Genomic DNA, 15,371 nt, shown 5'->3' on the forward strand with positions numbered 1-15,371 from the left:
TCAAATTATCGTCTATAACTGCCAGCTATTAACTTTATGCCAAACTATTGACCTTATGGTCGCCATCCTAAACAATCGGCAATGTAATGTCACATTGATATTTGAACGGTTGCTATCCCTTCCTTTAGTACTAATACCAGTGCCCCGTCGGAAGCTGCTCATCGGTCAAATCAGGTTGTCATTTTCCAGACCTGAACCGCTTCGGCCGTGATTCAGGACAACAGCGCCCTCGGGGATCAGTAAAAATGCGTGCGTCACTGTTTACCGCTCTTCCATTCGCCTTTGCCGCCACTTTCCTGCAAGCACAAACCTTGCCCGAAGCCATGCAAAAAGCCCTTGAGGTGCACCCGGAGATCCAGGCGGGTGTCAACGCCCGAGTGGCGGCCGATTACCAGCTGCGTGCGGCCAAGGGCGGCTATTTGCCGCGGGTAGATGTGACCGCTGGTTATGGACGAGAGGGGACTGACAGCCCGAGCACCGGCAACCGCTGGGAAACCCTCAATCGCGGTGAGTCAGCAATCCGTCTTCGCCAAATGGTTTTTGACGGTTTTGCCACTTCTAACGAAGTAGGCCGTCAACAAGCCACCGTTAATGCCCGCGCCTACTCGCTGATGGACACCTCGGAGCGCACCGCGCTTGACGTGGCCCAGGTTTACCTGGACGTGCTGTCGCGCCGCGAAATGGTTCGCCTTGCCGAGGAAAACCTGCGCAACCACGAACGTATCCTCGACCAGATCAAACTGCGTACCAGCCGTGGTGTTGGCCGCCTGGCTGACCTTGATCAGGCCGAAGCCCGTCTGGCTCAAGCGCGCAATAATTTGATAACCGAGCAGACCAACCTCGCCGATGCCAACACCAACTTCCTAAGCGTGGTAGGCCAGATGCCGGATGAACTGAGCGCCCCGGCGCCTTTCATCGACCTGCTGCCGGCAACTCTGGATGAGGCGCGCGCGCAGATGGTAGAGAGCAGCCCAGTACTGCGCTCGGCAGAGTCGGACATCGCCGCGGCTGAGAAACAGTACGACGCAGCGAAGTCGAGCTTCTATCCGCGGTTCGATGCAGAACTCGGAAGAACGGCCGATAACAACATCGACGGCACTGTCGGCCACAACAATGAGTGGCAGGCCATGCTGCGCATGAACTTCAACCTGTACGCCGGCGGCAGCAACAAGGCTGACCTGGAGTCCAAGTCATACTTGGCCAACCAGGCGCTGGATATTCGCAATAACGCCCTGCGCCAGCTCAACGAAGAACTGGGCCTGGCATGGAATGCGCAAGAGAACGCCAACGCCCAGTTGCCTATCGCCCAGCAATACGTCGATCACAGCAACCGGGTACGCAGCGCTTACCAGCAGCAGTTCAGCCTCGGCGAACGCACACTGCTCGACTTGCTCGACAGTGAAAATGAAACCTTCACTGCTCAGCGTCGTCTGGTTGAGGTGAAGAACATACAATTGTTTACTCAATACCGAATCAAGGCGACCATTGGCCAACTGCTCAAGAGCCAGGGTGTCGTAGCACCGATGGCCACCGTTGTGCAGAATGATGTGAAACCGCGAGTGAACCTGCCAGGCATGAACTGAGGCGCACCCGCACCATCTACCCGCAAGGATGAAGAGAGCGCCGCGTGGAATCCGAAGTCAGTCGAGTGCAACTCAGCCACGATCCACGCAGCCAGCACGATGACCCGTTGCTGGATAGTCTGCTGACCCTGTGTGTTCTGCACCAGAAGCCCGCAAGCAGGGCCATGCTGACTACCGGCCTGCCCTTGCCGGCCCAGCGCCTGACCCCTGATCTGCTGCCTCGTGCGGCTGCCCGTGCCGGGCTGCAAGGGCGCGTACTTCAGCGCAAGCTGGAGCAGATCCCGAGCATCGCCATGCCGGCCATGCTGCTGCTCAATGAGGGCCGCAGTGCAGTGCTGGTGGGCTGGGAAAACGAAGACACCGCCCGCCTGCTGCTCAGTGAAAGCGACGGCGGTGAGGTGCTGGTGAGCCGCGAGGCGCTGCAGGGCGACTACAGCGGCAAAGTGTTCTTCGCCCAGCCGCAGCACAAGTTCGATGTGAACCACGGCAACCTCATCCCGCGCGCCCGCTCCTGGTTCCGCGACACGTTGATGCGCAGCAAATGGCTGTACATCGACGCCATTGCTGCCAGCTTGGTGATCAACCTGATTGCACTGGCTGCGCCTTTGTTCGTGATGAATGTGTACGACCGCGTGGTTCCCAACCAGGCCACGTCGACGTTATGGGTGCTGGCGGCAGGCATCGGCTTCGCCTACATATTCGACCTCATTCTCAAAGGCCTGCGCGGCCTCTGCCTGGACCTTGCGGGCAAGAAGACCGACCTGATCATTTCAGCCACGCTGTTCGAGCGGATCGTCGGCATGTCGATGAAGTATCGCCCTGCCCGGGTCGGCAGCTTTGCCCAGAACATTCACGAATTCCAGGGCCTGCGCGACTTCCTCGCTTCGCTAACGCTGACCACCCTGATCGATCTGCCGTTCACCCTGCTGATCCTGCTTGTCATCGCCATCATCGGCGGGCATCTGGTATGGATCCCGGTCCTTGCGTTCCCGCTGGCTTTGGGCATCGGCTATGCGCTGCAGAAGCCGTTGATGGCGACCATGGAGCGCACCATGGCGCTGGCATCGGAGCGCCAGTCCAGCCTGATCGAAACGCTGGCCGGCCTGGACGCAGTCAAGGTCAACAACGCCGAGAGCGAACGCCAGTACATGTGGGAGCAGACCCTTGGCACCCTCAGCCGCCTCGAGCTGCGCGTCAAAGTGCTGTCGAGCCTGGCCATGAACATCACCTTGCTCATCCAGCAGTTGGCGGGGGTGGCGATGATCTGCGTTGGCGTTTACCTGATCATCGACGGCAACCTGAGCATGGGCGGCCTGGTCGCCTGCTACATGCTCAGCGGTCGAGCGCTAGGCCCGTTGAGCTCGCTCAACGGTTTGCTGGCCCGCTACCAGCAGGCCAAGGTGACCATGGTGGCCACCGACCAGATGATGGAGCTACCGCAGGAGCGCAATTTCGAAGAACGTCCTCTGAGCCGTCAGGTGCTGCAGGGCGCGGTCGAATTCCGGGGTGTAGATTTCACCTATCCCAATCAGCAGAACCTGGCGCTCAAAGGCATCAACCTGAATATCCGCCCGGGCGAGAAGGTCGGCATCATCGGCCGCAGCGGCTCGGGCAAAAGCTCGCTGGCCAAGCTCATCGTCGGCCTGTACGAGGCTGACAATGGCTCCTTGCTGGTCGATGGCGTGGATATCCGCCAGATCGACGTCAGTGAGTTGCGCCATAACATCGGCTATGTCCCGCAAGACATTCAGTTGCTGGCAGGCACTTTGCGCGACAATCTTGTCAGCGGTGCCCGCTACATTGAAGACGAATTGATCCTGCAAGCCGCCGAGCTGGCCGGCGTGCATGAATTCGCTCGCCTGCATCCCGACGGTTACGAACTGCAGGTCGGCGAACGCGGCCAGAACCTTTCCGGAGGGCAGCGGCAGAACGTCGCCCTGGCTCGGGCGCTGCTGCTCAACCCGCAGATCTTGCTGTTGGACGAACCCACCAGTGCCATGGACAACACGGGGGAAGAACGCCTCAAACAGCGCCTGGCTGCGGTCATCGAGGGCAAGACCGTTTTGCTGGTGACCCACCGGGCGTCCTTGCTGTCGCTGGTGGACCGATTGATCGTCATCGATCGAGGACAGATTGTTGCGGATGGCCCGAAAGCCGCCGTCATGGATGCGCTTAAAAAGGGGCAGATCAGTGTTGCATAAGCTGGATATGGGGCGTTTCAAGGACAGCCTGCGCCGTTACTTCAAGGGCTCGGAGTCCCTTGCCGGGCAACCGCTGCCGGAGGTCAACAAAGCGCTGATCGAAGACGCGCCACGCATCGTGCGCCTGACTATCTGGGGCATCATCGCGTTCTTCCTGGTCATGATCATCTGGGCCAGCGTGGCCCCCATCGATGAAGTTACCCGCGGTGAAGGCAAGGCCATTCCATCCTCCAAAGTGCAGAAAATTCAGAACCTGGAAGGTGGCATCGTCGCGCAGATCTATGCCAAGGAAGGGCAGATCGTCGAAGTCGGTGAGCCATTGCTGCGGCTGGACGAAACACGCTTCGCATCCAACGTTGGCGAAACCGAAGCCGATCGTCTGGCGATGGCGCTGCGAGTGCAGCGCCTGAGCGCCGAAGTGGACGACAAGCCGCTGCAGATCGACGAAGAGCTGCGCAAGGCCGCACCGAGCCAGGCCGCCAGCGAGCAGTCGCTCTATCAGAGCCGGCGCCAGCAACTGCATGATGAGATCAGCGGCTTGGAACAGCAACTTGTGCAAAAACAGCAGGAACTGCGCGAGTTCACCTCCAAGCGGTCACAGTACGCCAACAGCCTGCAGTTGCTGCGTCAGGAAATCGCCATGTCCGAGCCACTGGTGGCCCAAGGCGCTATTTCCCAAGTGGAAGTGCTACGCTTGCGCCGCGCAGAAGTAGAGAACCGAGGGCAGATGGACTCCACCGCACTGGCCATCCCCCGCGCCGAAGCGGCTATCAAGGAAGTGCAGAGCAAGATTGAGGAAACCCGCGGCAAGTTCCGCAGCGAGGCGCTGACCCAGCTCAACGAGGCACGTACCGAGTTGAACAAGGCCACCGCCACGGGCAGGGCGCTGGATGACCGGGTCAACCGCACAATGGTCAGCTCGCCGGTACGTGGCATCGTCAAGCAGTTGCTGGTCAACACTGTCGGCGGCGTGATCCAGCCGGGCAGTGATATCGTAGAGATCGTGCCGCTGGATGATAGCCTTGTAGTCGAGGCGAAGATCCTGCCCAAGGACATCGCATTCCTGCACCCGGGCCAGGAAGCGACGGTCAAGTTCACGGCCTACGACTACACCATATACGGCGGTTTGAAGGCCACGCTGGAGCAGATCGGTGCCGACACCATCACCGATGAAGACAAGAAGACCACGTACTACCTGATCAAGCTGCGCACGGAAAAAAGCCACTTGGGCACTGACGAGAAACCGTTGCTGATCATCCCAGGAATGGTAGCAACGGTGGATATCATGACGGGCAAGAAGACCATCATGAGCTACCTGCTAAAACCCATCATGAAGGCCCGTGCTGAAGCCCTGCGCGAACGCTGACTGTCACAGGTGCAACCACCCTGAGGAAGGGCGCTGCACCTGCTCTGTCAGGCCGAAGTCAGCGCCAAGGGGCAGGCTCGCCCACCAACTGCCCCTGAATACCTTGAACCTCCATTTCCAGTAGCACCTGTCGCTCTCCTTCGGTCTCGACCCGCTCGGCAATCAACGGCAGATCAATACTGTGCGCTGCCCGCTGAATTGCTTCGATGAACAAACGCTTGTGTTGCTCTTGGTCAATATTGCGGATGTAGCTCCCGTCGATCTTCAGGTACGCCAGGCCCAAGTGCGCCAGGTTACCGATCATGCTGAAGCGGCCACCAAAACGCTGCAGCGCCAGCCCGAAACCAAGCCCGTGCAAGCGTCGAGTCAACTGCTCGAGCGCGGCTTGCGCAGGCAATTGCTCTTCGCCGATTTCCAAGACCAAGCGTGGCCCCAGTGCGGTGTATTGCCCAAGCAAATCGTATACCCGCTGCAGAGCGTTGGGGTCGGCCAGGGTCGCAGCCGACAGGTTGAGCGCAAGCACCTGATCATGGCTACGCAAGTGCGCCAGCACTTTTTCGAGCACCAGCACATCCAGCCGCGGCATCCAGCCAAAGCGCTCGAGCCACGGCAGAAAGCGGCCGGCCGGCACTGCCTCGCCTTCATCATCGTGCAGCCGTGAAATGACTTTGTAGTGCAGCAAGCGCTGCTTGTCCTTGCAATCCACAACCGGTTGGAAGAACAGTTCGAACTGACCTTTGACGAAGGCTTGCTCAAGCCGCGTGTGCCAGGCGTGATGGCTATCGCCGGCAACAGCCGCGGCACCCTGCTCAAGGCAAACCCAGCCGGGTGTCGGCTGATTTTCAGCGCGGGCCAGGGCCTCATCGGCAAGTTTCAATAGCGCTTGCGGCGCGTCGCCGGGGCTGAACGGTGCAAGGCCGATACAGGCTACCGGGTCGACATCGGTGGCGCCGGTCTCGTGCAGACTCTGCAGCGTAGCCTCCAAGGCCTGGGCGAGCTGCACCGCCTCTTCGTGCACCATGCCTGGGGCGAGCACGGCGAACTCACCGCCACGGCTGCGGGAAATCAGGTCTTTGGTCTCCGGGAACTTGGCACAGGTACGCTGCAGCTGTACACCGACCGCCTGCAACAGCTGGTCGGTGCGTTGGCCGCCCAAGCGGGCGTTAAGCCCTGTGAGGTCCTGAACACGCAGCAACAGTAGGTAACCCGCCCTCGCTTCTTCAAGGTTGCTGACTCGGGTATTGAGCTGCATTTCAAAGTAACGGCGGTTGGACAACCCGGTAAGGCTGTCCTGATACGATTCGGTACGTAGCCGCTCGCTGCGCTCGGCCTGCTCGTTGAACAGGGCCTTGAGCTTCTCCACCATCTGGTTCATGGCTTGCACCACACGACGCAACTCGGGCGTGCGCGGCAGCTCAGGCAGGCTGAGGAACTCGCGGCGGGCAATGGCGTGGGACTGCTCGACCATGTAGTCCAGCGGCCGCAATTGAAGACGTAACAGCAAGGCTCCGAGTACCGCGCTCGCTGCACCGCAGAGCAGCAGCCAGCCCAGGCTGCCCAAGGCGCTCTGCCAGAGTTTGGAGATGGCGAACATCGGGTGGCTAATGACTTCGACACGCGCAGCTTGTTGCCAACCTCGGCTGACGATGGCATCACCGCCGGCAGCTTCGAGGCCTATCAGGTGGATGAACCAGGCAGGAACACCACCAGGATCTGGCTGCGCGTGACGCTCCACCAGCACCGCATTCGAGGCCAGGTCGACGACCTTGATGCTCGAATAATAGCCACTGTCAAAGATCGAACTGACCATGAGCTCTACCATGGCCGGGTCATCGATGTTTGGCGTCAACGAGAGCGCCAGCGCCGTGGCAGCGTCCTGGGCATGTGAGCGCAGCTGGTTGACGTACTGGCTGCGTGAACTCTCCAGGCTGACCATGAAACTGCCGCTGAACGCGACCACCAGGAACAGGCAAATGGCCAACAGCAATTGTTTGAACAGTGACATCTGTGCTCCTTCAGTAAACCGGTTCGGCCGGGAACCCTTCGGCCTGCATTTTCTTTAACAAGTCCTGCCAGCGTGACAAACGCTTGGTGTCACCGACTTTCTTGTTACCCGCAGCACCGGTCAACCAGAGGCCTTCACCATTGAAGGCGTAGACCGGCAAGAGGTCAGTACGCTGGCTGGCCGGCTTGATCGCGTCCATCAGGCTATCGAGTACCAGCGGCTGGGCTTGTGGGCTTGAATAATAGGTCAGCACCATGTGCGCGCGATTCTGGCGCAAGGCCTTGACGTAGGTGATGCGCAGCTTTTCACTTGGGATACCCATGCGGCGCAGGCTGAAATACTTGGCGATGGCGTAGTCCTCGCAATCGCCGGCGCCCTTGATCAAGGCCTGGATGGGCGTGGCCCAATAGTCGACTTCACGCCACAAGTCGATGTCTTCGACATAGCGCAATTGCTGGTTGAAAAACAGATTGGCTGCCTGCAAGCGTTGTAGCTCGGAGCCTTGGTTTTGCGTGGCCATCATGGCTTGCCAGGCATCGATGCGGCCCTTGCCGGCACCCAGTGGGCCATACAGGGTCTGTGACTTGCGACTGATCTGGGAAAAATCCCAATCCGCATGCAAACCGCCCAGCAGCAAGCTGCCCAGCAAAATGGCAAGGCCGACACATCGCGCGGCGGTTTTGATTACCCAAGGTATCGCCACTGCGAAGACCTGTTTAGACCAGTCGAAAGCAGCGATGGTGAGGTCTGTCAGCATAAAAAACAATGGCATCCTGCAATCATGCCGCCGGTGGTCGGGGAGCCAAGACTTTCCAGTTAATGCTTTGTATGTGCCGCTTCCTTTGCCAGTCGTCTTCATCCACCATATCTCTAGGCCGTGTTTCGCCCGCCCCCATTGCGGGGAGCTGGTTTGACAAGCCCCCTTGCCTGTTACTAGTGTCATTGGATCCAACTTTAGTCGTCGAGGCAGACTCCGCGTGGCCGAGAAAATCAAACTGAGCAATGTGCTGGCGAGCGAACAGCTACCGGCGAACCTGGCCCGTGGCGTGATCGAAGAACGCTTGCGCAGCGCCATACTCGATGGCCGCCTGCCGCCCGGTACCGCCGTGCGCCAACAAGAGCTGGCGACCTTGTATGGCGTCAGCCGCATGCCTGTGCGTGAGGCGCTGCGCCAGCTGGAAGCGCAATCGCTGCTCAAGGTGGAGATGCACAAGGGCGCAGTTGTGGCGCCCTTGATTGGTGAAGATGCGGTCGACACTTATGCGTTGCGGGTTTTGCTCGAATCCGAGGCCCTGCGCCAATCCATTCCCCTGCTCGATGCCGAAGATATCGCCCGGGCACGTGGTTACATCCGGCAATTGGAAAACGAGACGCGCCACGCCGAAATCGGCCGCCTCAATCGGCTGTTCCACATGGCCCTGTACGGCAAGGCTCAGAACCAGAAGCTACTGCGCCTGATCGAGGACGAGCTCAACGAGGAAGAGCGCTTCCTGCGCTTTCATCTATCGTCGATGGGCTTGGGCAAGCTGACCCAGGACGATCACAACGCACTGGCGGATGCAGCCAGTGACAAGCTGGTCGACGAGGCAGTGAGGGTGCTGGAGCAGCATCTGAACAATGGTGCGCGGGTTATCAGGAATTACCTGGACAAGCAAGCAGCCCAGCCAATGCCATAACCCGGAAAAGACAAAGCCCCTGTCTGCAGTGCAGACAGGGGCTTTGGATTTGAATCTTGACGATGACCTACTCTCACATGGGGAAACCCCACACTACCATCGGCGATGCATCGTTTCACTGCTGAGTTCGGGATGGGATCAGGTGGTTCCAATGCTCTATGGTCGTCAAGAAATTCTGTGTGCCGGCCCGTCCTATGGACGTACCCGCGAATCTCTGTAGTTCCTACTTAAAGACAAAACCCCTACCTGCTCGCGCAGATAGGGGTTTTGCGAAATGAATCTTGACGATGACCTACTCTCACATGGGGAAACCCCACACTACCATCGGCGATGCATCGTTTCACTACTGAGTTCGGGATGGGATCAGGTGGTTCCAATGCTCTATGGTCGTCAAGAAATTCTGTAGCCAGAATGTCCAGATGGACAGCCCAGCGAATTCGGATATGCGATAGTTGTGATGTTGCGAACTTTCGGTTCTTTCGTCTTCACCACCGCAATCTGCAGAAGCAAATTGCTTGGGTGTTATATGGTCAAGCCTCACGGGCAATTAGTATTGGTTAGCTCAACGCCTCACAGCGCTTACACACCCAACCTATCAACGTCGTAGTCTTCGACGGCCCTTTAGGGGATTCAAGATCCCAGTGAGATCTCATCTTGAGGCAAGTTTCCCGCTTAGATGCTTTCAGCGGTTATCTCTTCCGAACATAGCTACCCGGCAATGCCACTGGCGTGACAACCGGAACACCAGAGGTTCGTCCACTCCGGTCCTCTCGTACTAGGAGCAGCCCCTCTCAAATCTCAAACGTCCACGGCAGATAGGGACCGAACTGTCTCACGACGTTCTAAACCCAGCTCGCGTACCACTTTAAATGGCGAACAGCCATACCCTTGGGACCGGCTTCAGCCCCAGGATGTGATGAGCCGACATCGAGGTGCCAAACACCGCCGTCGATATGAACTCTTGGGCGGTATCAGCCTGTTATCCCCGGAGTACCTTTTATCCGTTGAGCGATGGCCCTTCCATACAGAACCACCGGATCACTAAGACCTACTTTCGTACCTGCTCGACGTGTTTGTCTCGCAGTCAAGCGCGCTTTTGCCTTTATACTCTACGACCGATTTCCGACCGGTCTGAGCGCACCTTCGTACTCCTCCGTTACTCTTTGGGAGGAGACCGCCCCAGTCAAACTACCCACCATACACTGTCCTCGATCCGGATAACGGACCTGAGTTAGAACCTCAAAGTTGCCAGGGTGGTATTTCAAGGATGGCTCCATGAGAACTGGCGTCCCCACTTCAAAGCCTCCCACCTATCCTACACAAGCAAATTCAAAGTCCAGTGCAAAGCTATAGTAAAGGTTCACGGGGTCTTTCCGTCTAGCCGCGGATACACTGCATCTTCACAGCGATTTCAATTTCACTGAGTCTCGGGTGGAGACAGCGCCGCCATCGTTACGCCATTCGTGCAGGTCGGAACTTACCCGACAAGGAATTTCGCTACCTTAGGACCGTTATAGTTACGGCCGCCGTTTACCGGGGCTTCGATCAAGAGCTTCGCTTGCGCTAACCCCATCAATTAACCTTCCGGCACCGGGCAGGCGTCACACCCTATACGTCCACTTTCGTGTTTGCAGAGTGCTGTGTTTTTAATAAACAGTCGCAGCGGCCTGGTATCTTCGACCGGCATGAGCTTACGGAGCAAGTCCTTCACCCTCACCGGCGCACCTTCTCCCGAAGTTACGGTGCCATTTTGCCTAGTTCCTTCACCCGAGTTCTCTCAAGCGCCTTGGTATTCTCTACCTAACCACCTGTGTCGGTTTGGGGTACGGTTCCCAGTTATCTGAAGCTTAGGAGCTTTTCTTGGAAGCATGGCATCAACCACTTCGTCGCCTAAAGGCAACTCGTCATCAGCTCTCGGCCTTGAGATCCCGGATTTGCCTAAGATCTCAGCCTACCACCTTAAACTTGGACAACCAACGCCAAGCTGGCCTAGCCTTCTCCGTCCCTCCATCGCAATAACTGGAAGTACAGGAATATTAACCTGTTTTCCATCGACTACGCTTTTCAGCCTCGCCTTAGGGACCGACTAACCCTGCGTCGATTAACGTTGCGCAGGAAACCTTGGTCTTTCGGCGTGCGAGTTTTTCACTCGCATTGTCGTTACTCATGTCAGCATTCGCACTTCTGATACCTCCAGCAAGCTTCTCAACTCACCTTCACAGGCTTACAGAACGCTCCTCTACCGCATCACCAAAGGTGATACCCGTAGCTTCGGTGCATGGTTTGAGCCCCGTTACATCTTCCGCGCAGGCCGACTCGACTAGTGAGCTATTACGCTTTCTTTAAAGGGTGGCTGCTTCTAAGCCAACCTCCTAGCTGTCTAAGCCTTCCCACATCGTTTCCCACTTAACCATGACTTTGGGACCTTAGCTGACGGTCTGGGTTGTTTCCCTTTTCACGACGGACGTTAGCACCCGCCGTGTGTCTCCCATGCTCGGCACTTGTAGGTATTCGGAGTTTGCATCGGTTTGGTAAGTCGGGATGACCCCCTAGCCGAAACAGTGCTCTACCCCCTACAGTGATACATGAGGCGCTACCTAAATAGCTTTCGAGGAGAACCAGCTATCTCCGAGCTTGATTAGCCTTTCACTCCGATCCACAGGTCATCCGCTAACTTTTCAACGGTAGTCGGTTCGGTCCTCCAGTCAGTGTTACCTAACCTTCAACCTGCCCATGGATAGATCGCCCGGTTTCGGGTCTATACCCAGCGACTAAACGCCCTATTAAGACTCGCTTTCGCTACGCCTCCCCTATTCGGTTAAGCTCGCCACTGAATATAAGTCGCTGACCCATTATACAAAAGGTACGCAGTCACCTAACAAAGTAGGCTCCCACTGCTTGTACGCATACGGTTTCAGGATCTATTTCACTCCCCTCTCCGGGGTTCTTTTCGCCTTTCCCTCACGGTACTGGTTCACTATCGGTCAGTCAGTAGTATTTAGCCTTGGAGGATGGTCCCCCCATGTTCAGACAAAGTTTCTCGTGCTCCGTCCTACTCGATTTCATTGATAAGAGATTTTCGTGTACGGGGCTATCACCCACTATGGCCGCACTTTCCAGAGCGTTCCACTAATCTCAAACCAACTTAAGGGCTGGTCCCCGTTCGCTCGCCACTACTAAGGGAATCTCGGTTGATTTCTTTTCCTCAGGGTACTTAGATGTTTCAGTTCCCCTGGTTCGCCTCTTGCACCTATGTATTCAGTACAAGATACTCAGCTTATGCTGAGTGGGTTCCCCCATTCAGAGATCTCTGGATCACAGTCTGTTTGCCGACTCCCCAAAGCTTATCGCAGGCTACCACGTCTTTCATCGCCTCTGACTGCCAAGGCATCCACCGTATGCGCTTCTTCACTTGACCATATAACCCCAAGCAATCTGGTTATACTGTGAAGACGACATTCGCCGAAAATTCGCATGTTGCTCTTTCGAGCAGAACTCACAAATTTTACCTTAGCCTGATCCACCAGCAGTGAAACTGGTGTTCAGTCTATTTCTATCACATATCCGAATTTTTAAAGAACGATCTGACAAAAGCCAGAAATCAACATTCAAGCCGAATGTTCATTTCTAAGTTCTGACAAGTTACTGCAAAAGTGGTGGAGCCAAGCGGGATCGAACCGCTGACCTCCTGCGTGCAAGGCAGGCGCTCTCCCAGCTGAGCTATGGCCCCGTATTCTACGGCTGAACCATGTAATGGTAGGTCTGGGCAGATTTGAACTGCCGACCTCACCCTTATCAGGGGTGCGCTCTAACCAACTGAGCTACAGACCTATAACAGGGTCGCGTTACAGCATCGTCTTTATACAAAGAATCAAGCAATTCGTGTGGGAGCTCATCAGCAGGCTGATGTCGTCGATTAAGGAGGTGATCCAGCCGCAGGTTCCCCTACGGCTACCTTGTTACGACTTCACCCCAGTCATGAATCACACCGTGGTAACCGTCCTCCCGAAGGTTAGACTAGCTACTTCTGGTGCAACCCACTCCCATGGTGTGACGGGCGGTGTGTACAAGGCCCGGGAACGTATTCACCGCGACATTCTGATTCGCGATTACTAGCGATTCCGACTTCACGCAGTCGAGTTGCAGACTGCGATCCGGACTACGATCGGTTTTGTGAGATTAGCTCCACCTCGCGGCTTGGCAACCCTCTGTACCGACCATTGTAGCACGTGTGTAGCCCAGGCCGTAAGGGCCATGATGACTTGACGTCATCCCCACCTTCCTCCGGTTTGTCACCGGCAGTCTCCTTAGAGTGCCCACCATAACGTGCTGGTAACTAAGGACAAGGGTTGCGCTCGTTACGGGACTTAACCCAACATCTCACGACACGAGCTGACGACAGCCATGCAGCACCTGTGTCAGAGTTCCCGAAGGCACCAATCCATCTCTGGAAAGTTCTCTGCATGTCAAGGCCTGGTAAGGTTCTTCGCGTTGCTTCGAATTAAACCACATGCTCCACCGCTTGTGCGGGCCCCCGTCAATTCATTTGAGTTTTAACCTTGCGGCCGTACTCCCCAGGCGGTCAACTTAATGCGTTAGCTGCGCCACTAAAATCTCAAGGATTCCAACGGCTAGTTGACATCGTTTACGGCGTGGACTACCAGGGTATCTAATCCTGTTTGCTCCCCACGCTTTCGCACCTCAGTGTCAGTATCAGTCCAGGTGGTCGCCTTCGCCACTGGTGTTCCTTCCTATATCTACGCATTTCACCGCTACACAGGAAATTCCACCACCCTCTACCGTACTCTAGCTTGCCAGTTTTGGATGCAGTTCCCAGGTTGAGCCCGGGGCTTTCACATCCAACTTAACAAACCACCTACGCGCGCTTTACGCCCAGTAATTCCGATTAACGCTTGCACCCTCTGTATTACCGCGGCTGCTGGCACAGAGTTAGCCGGTGCTTATTCTGTCGGTAACGTCAAAACACTAACGTATTAGGTTAATGCCCTTCCTCCCAACTTAAAGTGCTTTACAATCCGAAGACCTTCTTCACACACGCGGCATGGCTGGATCAGGCTTTCGCCCATTGTCCAATATTCCCCACTGCTGCCTCCCGTAGGAGTCTGGACCGTGTCTCAGTTCCAGTGTGACTGATCATCCTCTCAGACCAGTTACGGATCGTCGCCTTGGTGAGCCATTACCCCACCAACTAGCTAATCCGACCTAGGCTCATCTGATAGCGCAAGGCCCGAAGGTCCCCTGCTTTCTCCCGTAGGACGTATGCGGTATTAGCGTTCCTTTCGAAACGTTGTCCCCCACTACCAGGCAGATTCCTAGGCATTACTCACCCGTCCGCCGCTGAATCAAGGAGCAAGCTCCCGTCATCCGCTCGACTTGCATGTGTTAGGCCTGCCGCCAGCGTTCAATCTGAGCCATGATCAAACTCTTCAGTTCAATACTGCTTGGGTTTTTAAGAAACCCTAAACTTGGCTCAGCAATCTCAAATGACTATGTGATTTCTCGCATGGCCACTTGTGATGCTGATAATCTTTCTGACTATCAGTCCGTACTCACAAGCACCCACACGAATTGCTTGATTCGATTTGTTAAAGAGCGTTTGGTTAAGAGCTTTTCGTCTCAACCGAGGCGCGCATTCTACGCTTTCCTCAGAGCCTGTCAAGCGTTTATTTTGAAGTTTTTTGCGAGAAACTCGTTTAACTTCAGACACTTAACTCGCTTCGATCTCTCGTCGCGGGAGGTGAATAATACAGCATTCAAAAACGCTGTCAACCACCTTTTTACCACCACCGGTTGGCTTTCAGCCCACCAGGAGAAGCGATAGCTTCTACTTAAAGACAAAACCCCTACCTGCTTGCGCAGATAGGGGTTTTGCGAAATGAATCTTGACGATGACCTACTCTCACATGGGGAAACCCCACACTACCATCGGCGATGCATCGTTTCACTACTGAGTTCGGGATGGGATCAGGTGGTTCCAATGCTCTATGGTCGTCAAGAAATTCTGTAGCCAGAATGTCCAGATGGACAGCCCAGCGAATTCGGATATGCGATAGTTGTGATGTTGCGAACTTTCGGTTCTTTCGTCTTCACCACCACAATCTGCAGAAGCAAATTGCTTGGGTGTTATATGGTCAAGCCTCACGGGCAATTAGTATTGGTTAGCTCAACGCCTCACAGCGCTTACACACCCAACCTATCAACGTCGTAGTCTTCGACGGCCCTTTAGGGGATTCAAGATCCCAGTGAGATCTCATCTTGAGGCAAGTTTCCCGCTTAGATGCTTTCAGCGGTTATCTCTTCCGAACATAGCTACCCGGCAATGCCACTGGCGTGACAACCGGAACACCAGAGGTTCGTCCACTCCGGTCCTCTCGTACTAGGAGCAGCCCCTCTCAAATCTCAAACGTCCACGGCAGATAGGGACCGAACTGTCTCACGACGTTCTAAACCCAGCTCGCGTACCACTTTAAATGGCGAACAGCCATACCCTTGGGACCGGCTTCAGCCCCAGGATGTGAT

Annotated in this window: 6 protein-coding genes, 2 tRNA genes and 6 rRNA genes (1 of these 14 cut by a window edge); 4 read left to right on the forward strand and 10 right to left on the reverse strand. The window is 56.1% G+C overall.

Annotated elements, in window-relative coordinates:
• Positions 1–245 precede the first annotated feature (245 nt).
• The 3 genes from JOE27_RS15940 to JOE27_RS15950 are packed head-to-tail and all read left to right on the forward strand — an operon-like array spanning position 246 to position 5,150.
• Positions 246–1,583, forward strand: a complete 1,338-nt coding sequence (locus JOE27_RS15940; RefSeq protein ID WP_119687964.1) for a TolC family outer membrane protein — start codon at positions 246–248, stop codon at positions 1,581–1,583.
• A gap of 44 nt (positions 1,584–1,627) precedes the next feature.
• A complete protein-coding gene (locus JOE27_RS15945) occupies positions 1,628–3,784 on the forward strand; it encodes a type I secretion system permease/ATPase (RefSeq protein ID WP_115273161.1) in 2,157 nt (718 codons plus the stop codon).
• A gap of 7 nt (positions 3,785–3,791) precedes the next feature.
• Positions 3,792–5,150 (forward strand): HlyD family type I secretion periplasmic adaptor subunit, encoded by a 1,359-nt coding sequence (locus JOE27_RS15950; RefSeq protein WP_174142631.1) that lies wholly within the window; start codon positions 3,792–3,794, stop codon positions 5,148–5,150.
• A 58-nt stretch (positions 5,151–5,208) separates the two neighbouring features.
• On the opposite strand, the gene lapD is transcribed toward JOE27_RS15950, so the two are convergent.
• Both lapD and lapG read right to left on the reverse strand, forming a co-directional pair.
• Positions 5,209–7,155, reverse strand: coding sequence for a cyclic di-GMP receptor LapD (gene lapD / locus JOE27_RS15955; RefSeq protein WP_204919199.1), 1,947 nt, complete (start codon positions 7,153–7,155; stop codon positions 5,209–5,211).
• 10 nt (positions 7,156–7,165) lie between these two features.
• Positions 7,166–7,927: a cysteine protease LapG gene (lapG, locus tag JOE27_RS15960; RefSeq protein WP_174142630.1), complete on the reverse strand. Its 762-nt coding sequence runs from the start codon at positions 7,925–7,927 to the stop codon at positions 7,166–7,168.
• Positions 7,928–8,132: 205 nt separating this feature from the next.
• Here lapG and JOE27_RS15965 point away from each other — a divergent pair, with 205 nt between their 5' ends.
• Positions 8,133–8,831, forward strand: coding sequence for a GntR family transcriptional regulator (locus JOE27_RS15965; RefSeq protein ID WP_046788330.1), 699 nt, complete (start codon positions 8,133–8,135; stop codon positions 8,829–8,831).
• A gap of 54 nt (positions 8,832–8,885) precedes the next feature.
• Here the strand turns inward: JOE27_RS15965 and rrf (JOE27_RS15970) are convergent.
• From rrf (JOE27_RS15970) to JOE27_RS16005, 8 genes are all read right to left on the reverse strand, one after another.
• Positions 8,886–9,001 (reverse strand): 5S ribosomal RNA (rrf, locus tag JOE27_RS15970).
• Between the two features lie 109 nt (positions 9,002–9,110).
• Positions 9,111–9,226: ribosomal RNA gene (gene rrf / locus JOE27_RS15975) — 5S ribosomal RNA — on the reverse strand.
• A 131-nt stretch (positions 9,227–9,357) separates the two neighbouring features.
• Positions 9,358–12,249, reverse strand: a 23S ribosomal RNA gene (locus JOE27_RS15980).
• A 236-nt stretch (positions 12,250–12,485) separates the two neighbouring features.
• Positions 12,486–12,561, reverse strand: a tRNA-Ala gene (locus JOE27_RS15985).
• 24 nt (positions 12,562–12,585) lie between these two features.
• Positions 12,586–12,662, reverse strand: a tRNA-Ile gene (locus JOE27_RS15990).
• An 86-nt stretch (positions 12,663–12,748) separates the two neighbouring features.
• Positions 12,749–14,285: ribosomal RNA gene (locus JOE27_RS15995) — 16S ribosomal RNA — on the reverse strand.
• A 447-nt stretch (positions 14,286–14,732) separates the two neighbouring features.
• Positions 14,733–14,848: ribosomal RNA gene (rrf, locus tag JOE27_RS16000) — 5S ribosomal RNA — on the reverse strand.
• 131 nt (positions 14,849–14,979) lie between these two features.
• Positions 14,980–15,371: ribosomal RNA gene (locus JOE27_RS16005) — 23S ribosomal RNA — on the reverse strand (it continues 2,500 nt past the right edge of the window).
• Together the 16S, 23S and 5S rRNA genes with 2 tRNA genes alongside form the textbook arrangement of a ribosomal RNA operon.

The organism is Pseudomonas sp. M5, assembly GCF_016907075.1.
Lineage (GTDB): Bacteria > Pseudomonadota > Gammaproteobacteria > Pseudomonadales > Pseudomonadaceae > Aquipseudomonas > Aquipseudomonas putida_E.